Origin of the sequence: Blautia luti, assembly GCF_013304735.1 — a bacterium.
Classification (GTDB): Bacteria; Bacillota; Clostridia; order Lachnospirales; family Lachnospiraceae; genus Blautia_A.
In genome coordinates, this window is sequence record NZ_JAAITI010000042.1 from 21908 (window position 1) to 28293 (window position 6386).

Below are 6386 nucleotides of genomic sequence, written 5' to 3' on the forward strand. Positions count from 1 at the left end.
GATTTTCACCTCTCTATATAATTTAATATTATTCGTATACAATTGACGAATTCCATTTTAAACAGCTTGCTAAGTATAACACAGCTTTCCTGAAAATGCAAGGACTTTATAAAAATTTCTGTTTCTTTACAGTCTGTACCAGCTCCGCATTGGTCCTGGTTCTGGCAAAGGTATTCAGAATCTGTTCTACCGCCTCATCGGACTTCATTCCGTTGAGTGCTTTTCGCATAATATAAACAGCTTCCTGCTCATCCTTGCTGAGAAGAAGATCCTCTCTTCTGGTTCCGGATTTCTGGATGTCGATAGCCGGGAATACACGTTTTTCCTGTAATTTACGGTCAAGGACAAGCTCCATATTACCGGTTCCCTTGAACTCCTCGTAGATGACATCGTCCATCTTGCTTCCGGTATCCACAAGTGCCGTTGCCAAAATCGTCAGGCTTCCGCCCTCACGCATATTACGGGCTGCGCCAAAAAATCTCTTAGGCATATGAAGAGCTGCCGGATCAAGACCACCAGATAAAGTCCTTCCACTTGGCGGGATAATCAGGTTATAGGCTCTGGCAAGTCGTGTAATGGAATCCAGAAGGATGATCACATCCTGTTTATGTTCTACCAGACGACGGGCACGCTCCACAACCATCTCGGAAACTCTCTTATGATGCTCCGGAAGTTCATCAAACGTGGAATAGATCACTTCCACATTAGGTCCCTGGATTGCTTCCTTGATATCGGTAACCTCCTCCGGACGCTCATCGATCAGAAGGATAATGAGATGCATATCCTTATTATTCTTAAGGATGGACTTGGCAACATCTTTCAGAAGGGTTGTCTTACCGGCTTTCGGCGGGGATACGATCATTCCTCGCTGTCCCTTTCCGATGGGGCTGATCAGGTCTACGATACGCATGGCAGTTGTGCCGCCTGCACGTTCCATAACCAGTCTCTCATTAGGGAAAATCGGCGTCATATCTTCGAAATTATACCTTCTCTGCCCCTCACTTGGGTGGAATCCGTTGATGGAGGATACGTAAAGAAGTGCGCTGAATTTCTCGCCCTGGGTCTTGATACGGATATTTCCCTGGATGATATCACCGGTCTTTAAGTTAAAGCGGCGGATCTGGGAAGGAGAAACATAAATATCGTTCTCACCTGGAAGATAATTGGCGCAGCGGATAAATCCGTAGCCATCCGGAAGTACTTCAAGAATTCCATTTGCCTTCTCACCACTGTCCAGCTGTGTGGACTCTGAAGGAACATTTCCATTCTCTCTGGCAGATTCCCGGTTATAATCCCGGTTGGCCTCTCTGTTATAATCTCTGTTATAGTCTCTCCGGACATTTACACTTCTGTGTTCCTGTTCCGTTCTTTCTGTCCGGTATTCTTTACGCTCCTGCAGGGTCTCTCCTGCGGGACGTGTATGATATTCTGTTTTTTCTGTTTCCTGTTTCTTTTCTTTCAGATTATTTTCTCCGGATGTGCTCCTGCGTACTTCTTCAGGATTTCCTTTTGCGGATTCTTTCGCATCTTCTTCCAGCATTCTCTCAATCAGTGCCGGTTTTCTCAAAGTGGAAATCCCCTTCATCCCTCTCGCTTTTGCCAGGTCTTTCAGCACTGCCAGAGATAATGATTCATACTTTTCTCTCATAAATACCTCTACCCTTAACTCTTATAAAATGTAATTTAATTATTTATTCTGGAAATCCGATACAGCCTGACATGGCTGCACTGGTGTCTGAACCGTTATTGAATGTAATGTGATTATTATTATGATATTAATATACACTATTTTTGAAGCAATGCAAGAAATTTTTATCGACAATTTCACCGGAGAAATTTTATTATAACACAAAAACACCCGGGAATTTCCCGGGTGTTCCATATAACAGCTTGTTATTTCCAGACTACTTTATAAACATTCATGATTTTTGTTATCTGTGCGTCTGTAACCTTTGAGAGTGCATTGACAATTGCCTCATAGGTCTGCGGACGCTGAGACTTCAGAGCTGACGGATTCTCTACATAATTCAGAACAGACTCTGCAAAATACTCGGAAGCATTCTGTGTTGCATACGCTTTTCTGACGCCTGTAAATTTGGATTTCTCGCTGTTGTATACAGCTTCAAAGGCGCTTGTAGTATCCACATTTCCGGCTACAAAAGCAAGGAAATGTCCAAGTTCATGATAAATGGTGGAATCCTCACACTGAAGTGTGATCATTCTTGTCTTGGCATCAAAGTGTCCCGCATAGGATACGCTTGGATCAACAGTTACAGTAAATCCCATCTTTGTGTAGGCATTCAGTACTCTGCTGTCCATCTGTGGCGCGATGGATGCTACATTGCTGATTGTGTATTTCTCTTTTTTTACATTTGTATTTGCAGTTGTGGATTTTGTTGTGGTCTGCGCTGCCGCAACAACGGTTGTGGTTGTTTTTACAGTTGTTGTAACCTTCTGTGTCTGTACGACCTTTTTGGATTTCTTGGTGAATTTCTGATTTGTATCTGTCTGTACTGTTGTCTGGGTTTTTACTGTTGTTGTCTGGTTCTTTTTGGTTGTTTTTGTTGTTGTTTTTTTCTTGGTTGGAAGTTTTTTGCTGTAAGTTTTTGTTGCTGCTTTCTTTAAATTGATTGTTTTTTTGGTTGTTTTGCTCTTCTTGGTTGTTTTGGTTGTTACCTTCGGTTTGGATGCAAGAGGAGTATCATCATCGGTAAGCGTCTGCTCCACTACCGGATCTGTGTAACTTGGCAGTTCCGGCACCTGTGAGTCCTGCCATACCATTGCAAAGCTTCCTGCTGTGATCAATGCAGCCGCCGCGATACATCCGGCTGCAACCTTCTTCTTCATAAAGAAGTTTTTAAGGTTCATTTTTTTCATACTTTTCACACCTTTCTGAAAACCGACGTCCAGAACGTCATCCCAGTATGGTGGCCGCAGAATTTACTGCATCAAAAAAACCGCTTATTCTGAAAAATAAACGGCCGCGTCAACACATAAATCCTTTTCACCTGGATGTAATTTCTGAGTACGTCACTAAATCGGAATTTAATGCGGCAACCGGCTGTCATAGTCCTTCTTTTGTGACCTTAGACCCTTGGCTTTGCGTCCCTGCTTTTCAACAGGTTTGCCTTTATATATACAGTATATGTTTTTTTCCCTTAAATGTCAACATTTCCCGCTTATTTTGGCCCTGCTTCTGTCCTTTTTTTCCAGAATCTGCTATACTGTTATCTGTAAAAAAGAAAGAAAAAAGTATATAACAGGAGAACGGCAAATATGTCAAAAACTTTATCTGTCCGTCTCTTTTTTGTGTTGCTGCTTTCCGGGATCATAATTTTTCTCCCCGGATGTGCGAAATCCGAAAATTCCGGTGAAGAACCTCCCGTTTACTCCCCTGCCCGTGTCCTCACGCCTGAGGCTCCCGGCACACAGACGCTCGGAAGTTCCCCTCTGGTTCTGGATATTTCCAATCAGGATCAGGGATATCTGACCGCACAGTCTGACTCCGAAGACTCCCGGATGAGTATACAGCTTACCACACCGTCCGGTGTTCTCTATTCCTATTTTCTGGCACCAAAGGAACAGGCCGTCATCCCCTTTTCCGAAGGCTCGGGAGATTATGTAATCACCTGCTATCAGCAGATCAACGGAAGCCAGTATGCCGCACTGTATTCAGAAACTCTCACTGTAAATCTTGAAAATGAATTTCTTCCGTTTCTGTACCCGAACCAGTATGTAAATTTTTCCGCCGAGAGCGAAGCCTGCACACTGGCTCAGTCCCTTGTCACGGAAGAAATGAAAGATGTGGATATCCTGAAAACCTTCTACAACTATGTCACCAGCCATATCACCTATGACTATGATAAAGCAAATTCTGTAGAAGCCGGTTACCTTCCGGACATTGATGAAACCCTCCGCACAGGTACCGGAATCTGTTTTGATTACGCCGCACTGCTTACTGCCATGCTTCGAAGCCAGGATATTCCTTGTAAGCTCGAAATCGGCTATTCAGGAGAAATCAAGCACGCATGGATTGATGTCTATATCCGTGGAAAAGGCTGGGCAACAAAGGCCGTTTCTTTTGACGGAGACACCTGGCAGCTGATGGACCCTACCTTTGACGCCAACAGTGATGATGACGAAACCATCCAGGAATACATCGGAGATGAAAGTAATTATACGGTACAGTTTTCACGCTGACCGATTCCCAGCAAAAAGGAGACTTTATTATGAACTATAAACTGACCGCCCGGGAATTATCCAGTTTCTGCGGGCAGATGGGAATGCTTCTGCATTCCGGCATATCCACCACAGAAGGCCTTCATATTCTCTGTGATGAAAGTAAAACCGATACAGACCGTGAAATACTTACCCCTCTGATCCGTTCTGTGGAAGAAAACGGTTCTCTTTCCCAGGCACTGGAAGAGGTCGGCTGTTTCCCTGCATCTATGAATGCCTATGTAAAAACAGGCGAGGAAACCGGCTGCCTGGATGAAATTATGAACAGTCTTTCCGAACATTATAAACAGGAACAGGAAATCTCCCAGCAGATCCGAAGCGCTGTCACCTATCCTCTGATCATGCTTGGCATGATGGCAGTGGTAATTCTTGTTCTTCTGGTAAAAGTCCTTCCTGTTTTTCAGCAGGTGTTTCAGCAGATGGGACTGGAAATGAACGGGGTTTCCCGGGGACTCCTCAATGCCGGCAATGTAATCAGTCACTACTCTGCCGTTTTTCTGATTCTTGCCGCTGTTCTGATTGGCTTCACCCTTTTTTTCAGCCTTACCGAAAAAGGCCGCTCAAGCCTCCGGAAACTGGTTACCCATCTGCCCATATTTCGTGAGATCCCCGTTGCCATGGATTACAGCCGTCTGGCCCAGGGACTGTCTCTTGGCCTTCGAAGCGGTCTCTCCCCGGAAACAAGCCTTGAACTTACAAAAGCGTTGCTTTCACAGCCGGAGCTTCTCACAAAACTCCAGAAAACCTCTGACCTTCTTAAGGAAGGGGAAGCTTTTTCAGAAGCGCTTACAAAATCCGGACTTTTTGGAGGCATGGAGGGCCGTCTTATCCGTGTATCGTTTTATTCCGGATCCAGCGATGAAACTTTACACAGCCTTTCCGAACAGTACTCTGAGAAATCTTTAAACCTGATTTCTCAGGCAGTTTCCATTGTAGAACCTACCATTGTGATTCTGCTTTCGCTTCTGGTTGGGCTTGTACTGCTTTCCGTAATGATGCCTCTTCTTGGAATTCTTTCTGATTTTGCAATGTAAGGTGGTGACAGAATGGAACTTTTTGAAAGCCGCAGAAAAAAATTTTTACGGGGATTTCTTCTTCTTTTTCCCGTACTGCTTCTGATTCTTGCCTGTATTCTCTTTGTGGCAGGAATCAGCCATACTTCCGGGCAGGCTCTTCAGAAAGAACAGGATGCTCTGGAAAAAACATTAAAAGCCAGTGCTGTCCGTACTTATGCGCTGACCGGAGAATATCCGGAAGATCTTTCGCAGATTCTTCGTGATTACCATATTACCTATGACAAAAGCAAATTCGTTGTGGAGTACGTTCCCAACGGTTCCAATCTGCTGCCATCTATCAGCGTTATCGCCCTTTCCGGCAGCACGAAGGGAGGAAGTGCTTCATGAAGCTAAAGAAAAATACGGATCATTCCATTTCGTCCCTTTTTTCTCTCCTTCTGTTTGGTATTTTTGTCCTGTTTCTTATGCTGATGCTTCTTTTTTCCGCAAGAATCTATCAGCAGACAGTAAAACAGAACGACTCCGATTCCGAACTTGGAACCGCTATCACCTATCTGACTACCAAATTCCGGCAGCATGACCAGGCGGACGAAATTTTTTCCGGGACTCTGGACGGTACCCCTGCACTATGTTTCCGGGATAAAATTAACGAAAAAGACTACATCACCTACATCTACCTGAAAGATGAAAACCTTATGGAACTTTTTACCGCTTCAGACTCTCAGGCCAGTTCCTCTGCAGGCACCGTAATTTCCTCTCTTTCTGATTTTCAGGTAAAAGAAATGGAACATGGTTTCTACCGTCTTTCCCTTGAAAATACTTCCGGGGTTTCCACTCAGTTTCTGCTGCACAGTACAGCTGTTTCTTCCGGCTCAGGCAAAAAGGAGGATCTACAAGTAACTGAATATATTACAAAAAGATATTAAACATGTTTAAATATACTTATTAATTTCTACCAAGGCCAAAACACTTGTTCTGCATGTTTAATCATGGTATAATGAAATAGAACAAATAGTTCATAAACATATTAGCCAATAATAACAGGAATCAGCCAGAAAAGGATGATAAGATTGCTAAAAAGTTTCAAAACAGAGATCAATCCTACAGAAGAGCAGAAGATTAAAATACATA

At 43.7% G+C, this 6386-nt stretch carries 6 protein-coding genes and 1 riboswitch; of the genes, 4 read left to right on the top strand and 2 right to left on the bottom strand.

The window, feature by feature from the left end; all coding sequences use genetic code 11:
- Positions 1-106: 106 nt before the first annotated feature.
- Together rho and G5B06_RS19095 are read right to left on the bottom strand one after the other, a co-directional pair.
- Positions 107-1648: a transcription termination factor Rho gene (gene rho, locus G5B06_RS15995; protein ID WP_148445181.1), complete on the bottom strand. Its 1542-nt coding sequence runs from the start codon at positions 1646-1648 to the stop codon at positions 107-109.
- A 245-nt stretch (positions 1649-1893) separates the two neighbouring features.
- Positions 1894-2877, bottom strand: a complete 984-nt coding sequence (locus G5B06_RS19095) for an anthrax toxin lethal factor-related metalloendopeptidase (protein ID WP_244092706.1) — start codon at positions 2875-2877, stop codon at positions 1894-1896.
- Between the two features lie 172 nt (positions 2878-3049).
- Positions 3050-3139, bottom strand: a riboswitch (cyclic di-GMP riboswitch).
- A 137-nt stretch (positions 3140-3276) separates the two neighbouring features.
- Here G5B06_RS19095 and G5B06_RS16005 point away from each other — a divergent pair.
- Genes G5B06_RS16005 through G5B06_RS16020 form a run of 4 tightly spaced genes read left to right on the top strand, consistent with a single transcriptional unit; the run spans position 3277 to position 6181 of the window.
- Positions 3277-4200: a transglutaminase-like domain-containing protein gene (locus G5B06_RS16005; protein WP_173763073.1), complete on the top strand. Its 924-nt coding sequence runs from the start codon at positions 3277-3279 to the stop codon at positions 4198-4200.
- Between the two features lie 29 nt (positions 4201-4229).
- The gene (locus G5B06_RS16010) at positions 4230-5273 is read left to right on the top strand and encodes a type II secretion system F family protein (protein WP_173763072.1); all 1044 of its coding nucleotides are present in this window, start codon (positions 4230-4232) and stop codon (positions 5271-5273) included.
- Positions 5274-5285: 12 nt separating this feature from the next.
- Positions 5286-5642, top strand: coding sequence for a hypothetical protein (locus G5B06_RS16015; RefSeq protein WP_148445183.1), 357 nt, complete (start codon positions 5286-5288; stop codon positions 5640-5642).
- Positions 5639-6181, top strand: coding sequence for a DUF4860 domain-containing protein (locus tag G5B06_RS16020; protein ID WP_173763071.1), 543 nt, complete (start codon positions 5639-5641; stop codon positions 6179-6181). Before G5B06_RS16015 ends, G5B06_RS16020 begins: the two co-directional genes overlap by 4 nt.
- Positions 6182-6386 lie beyond the last annotated feature (205 nt).

What these genes read in the sequence shown, in the direction of transcription:
- G5B06_RS16015 (WP_148445183.1), top strand. Translation starts at nt 5,286, where the DNA reads ATGGAACTTTTTGAAAGCCGCAGAAAAAAATTTTTACGGGGATTTCTT.
- G5B06_RS16010 (WP_173763072.1), top strand. Translation starts at nt 4,230, where the DNA reads ATGAACTATAAACTGACCGCCCGGGAATTATCCAGTTTCTGCGGGCAG.
- rho (WP_148445181.1), bottom strand. Translation starts at nt 1,648, where the DNA reads ATGAGAGAAAAGTATGAATCATTATCTCTGGCAGTGCTGAAAGACCTG.
- G5B06_RS19095 (WP_244092706.1), bottom strand. Translation starts at nt 2,877, where the DNA reads ATGAAAAAAATGAACCTTAAAAACTTCTTTATGAAGAAGAAGGTTGCA.
- G5B06_RS16020 (WP_173763071.1), top strand. Translation starts at nt 5,639, where the DNA reads ATGAAGCTAAAGAAAAATACGGATCATTCCATTTCGTCCCTTTTTTCT.
- G5B06_RS16005 (WP_173763073.1), top strand. Translation starts at nt 3,277, where the DNA reads ATGTCAAAAACTTTATCTGTCCGTCTCTTTTTTGTGTTGCTGCTTTCC.